The organism is Calditrichota bacterium, from assembly GCA_014359355.1.
Taxonomy (GTDB): domain Bacteria; phylum Zhuqueibacterota; class Zhuqueibacteria; order JANLFK01; family Oleimicrobiaceae; genus Oleimicrobium.
Genome location: JACIZP010000168.1, coordinates 1 through 2,799 on the forward strand (window position 1 = coordinate 1; position 2,799 = coordinate 2,799).

General features: G+C 60.5%; 3 protein-coding genes. All 3 read right to left on the reverse strand.

Going from position 1 to position 2,799, the window contains the following annotated elements:
- A partial coding sequence (locus H5U38_06995; GenBank protein ID MBC7186766.1) for a hypothetical protein occupies window positions 1–606 on the reverse strand: 606 nt, incomplete at its 3' end.
- A 108-nt stretch (window positions 607–714) separates the two neighbouring features.
- On the reverse strand, window positions 715–1,644 hold the full coding sequence (locus tag H5U38_07000; protein ID MBC7186767.1) for a PorV/PorQ family protein: 930 nt from the start codon (window positions 1,642–1,644) through the stop codon (window positions 715–717).
- 27 nt (window positions 1,645–1,671) lie between these two features.
- The gene (locus H5U38_07005) at window positions 1,672–2,787 is read right to left on the reverse strand and encodes a hypothetical protein (GenBank protein MBC7186768.1); all 1,116 of its coding nucleotides are present in this window, start codon (window positions 2,785–2,787) and stop codon (window positions 1,672–1,674) included.
- Window positions 2,788–2,799 lie beyond the last annotated feature (12 nt).

Sequence of the window (2,799 nt, forward strand, 5' to 3'; positions counted from 1 at the left end):
GTACCCTGGATAGGTGGACAGGAATGAAACCGAGGGCGAGCCAATGACACGGAGCTGGAGCAGCCTGCCGATCGCGCGCCCCTGTTCATCCGTAAAGGCCACCCTCTCCTTGGCCAAATCGATAAAGTGGTTACCGCAAATGAAGAAGAGACGGGGGTCTGCCTCCAGTTCATGGTCCCCCGGGGAGAGCTGACCGCATTCGACCAGGAACACTAAGCGCAGCCTCAACGGCGCGAGTAGGCTGTCGGCGAGCAGACTGGGCGCCTGGCACTCCACGAGACGCATGAGGCACCGCCGGCCACCAATCCGCAACGGCTCCTCTCGGAGCAGGTCATTCACCGAGCGGGTGAACTCTGCAAAGAAGCTCTCCACCTCAGCGGCGCTCAGCACAGTGTCGGCATCGGTGTCGATCATGTTACGAATGTGCGGCGCAATCTGGCCGAGGTAGAGGGATTCGTACTGCACGGTGATGAGGGTCGGGTCGACGTGTACCCAAATCTGGTCGCGCATCTCTTCGGGGGTTTGGGAAAAGCGGTAACCGTGCGCGGCCAGCCGCTGGGTGAGCGTCACCAAGAGGAGAAGCGCTGCATACCGACTCGTCACCATGGGGTAGCATGCGAAAAGGGTAGTGCCCTGGGGCAGGACGGGACGGGGCTTGGGCCGCAGAGGCCACCCGTTGGCAACGGCCCTCTTTTTCCGCGCTGCCGCAATCGCCTAGAACTGCGCATTGACGCCTATCCGCTGCGCAGCGCCCAGCAGGCTAAAGTCGCTGTAAGCGTAGTCCAGTCGCAGGCGTAGCCCACCCACATCCAATTGCAGGCCGCCGCCGAAGGAGTAGCGCGCCACATCATGATTGAGACGATAGCCGCCCCGAAGGAAGAGAAGATTCTGGTAGCACCACTCCGCGCCAACCTCCCCCAAAGGGCGTCCATCGTTGGGCTTCATGGCGGAAAAACTCACCGCCAGCCTCTGTGCCTCCGCGTCGATGGCGTTGATGGCCAAACCAAAGGTAAAGTTCGTAGGCAACGGATACGATTCGTGCACGAACTTGACTTCGGAACCGAAATTGCCGATCTTCATGCCGAAGCGAAAACCCCGGAAGTGCGTCACATAGAGCACAGCAATGTCCACCGCCACAGCCTCGCCGACAAAATCGGAATAAAGCGACATGCGAATGTAGTTGAGGGTGCCGCCAAAGGTGACACGGTCGGTCAAATAGCGCGCGTAGCTGAGCCCGACACGATAGTTGCCAGCGTAAAAGGTCTCACCTGTACCGTCTGGCTGCAAGGGCGTACGCACCTTCATCTCGTCGGTGTAAAGCGCGGTGGCGGACAGCGCAAAGGTGCCGGCGCGGCCAAAGGTGCGGGCCGCCGCCACATAGTCGTGGTTGATGCCCGCAAACCAGCCCGTATGGGTGAAGGCCACGGCAGTGCCCGGAATCCACGCCAGAGCAGCCGGGTTGTAGTGAGCCGCCTCAGCGCCGTCGACCATGGCGATGAAAGCATCGCCCATGCCTGCACCCCGGGCGCTGACGCCTATTTTCAGGAACTGCGCATCAGTGCTGCCGGGACGTTCATACTGCGCGACGACCAAGGTTGGCAGCAGCAGCGCCACCCCCAACCACTTTCGGTACGCAAGCTTCATCCCTTTTCCCATACGACCAACGGTCCTTTATTTGATCACCACGAACTTGCCCACCTGCACATCGCCAGTGCGTCTGTCCTCCACCGTGAAAAGGTAGATGCCGCTCGAGATCGCCTGTCCCACCGACGAGGTCAGGTTCCAGTCCTCATAGCCGCGGCTGGCGTCATCGTGCTCCAGAGTGGTGATGAGGTCTCCAGCCAAGGTATAGACCTTGATGGTGCACTGCGCCGGCAGGTTAATGAACTGCACACGCCTGTCCTGCTCCATCCATCGCTTGCGGGTGCCTGCAGGCTTTTCCCACTGGGGATTGTATTGATGATAAGCCACATCGCCCCGATAGGGATTGGGCACGACAGCCACCTGCCCCACCCTCTCCGGCGGCGGTGTACCAGGTATCACCTTCTTGGCGTTTGCCGTGACACTCGATTCCTGAGAGGGAAAGTTGGTCACCGAGTCAGGCTTGGAAAAGGCGGTGACGCTGTAGTAGTACTCCACGTTATTCACCAGACCGACGTCGGTGTATTCGTAGGCAAGCCCGGTGTTTTGGCCGTAGCGATTCCCTGGGAGGTCGTACTCAGCCAGCAGAGTCCACGGCCCCTGAGCACTCACCGTGCTCTTGTAGACTCGATACCCCTCGAACGGTTGGGGGCTGTGATCACCCCGATAAGGATCGTAGTACTTCTCTGGGTCGACCTCACCCGACAGCGGCTTCCAGGAGAGAGTCACACGGTGCGACGCAGGGAAAACCCGCAGTGGTGGCCTCGGTGGCGGAAAAGGCACACGGTAGCGCCGATCGCGCAAAAACTCCAGGTACTTAGCATTCTTCATCAGACCGGCCATGCCCATCCCGAACACTTCGCCAATTTCAAAGTGGAGCGTGTCCCCCACGTTGAGGTACGGAAAGGGCCCAAAAGCGATGGAGATATGCGCGCGCTCGATGTCGGGCCGGTTCTGCATGATCTCGCCGCTGGCCATGCCCAGCCGGTAGCGCACCGGGTCGCGGCCCCACCCCGCCAGGTCCTCGTGGTTGTACCACTTGAAGGTCCACTTCAGCGTGCTGTCGGCCGGATAGAGCACTTTGATACCGATGGGGCTTATCGCCGTGCCATCATCCCCGCCGGGGTTATCCTCGCCCACGGCCATAAACTGCTCTGG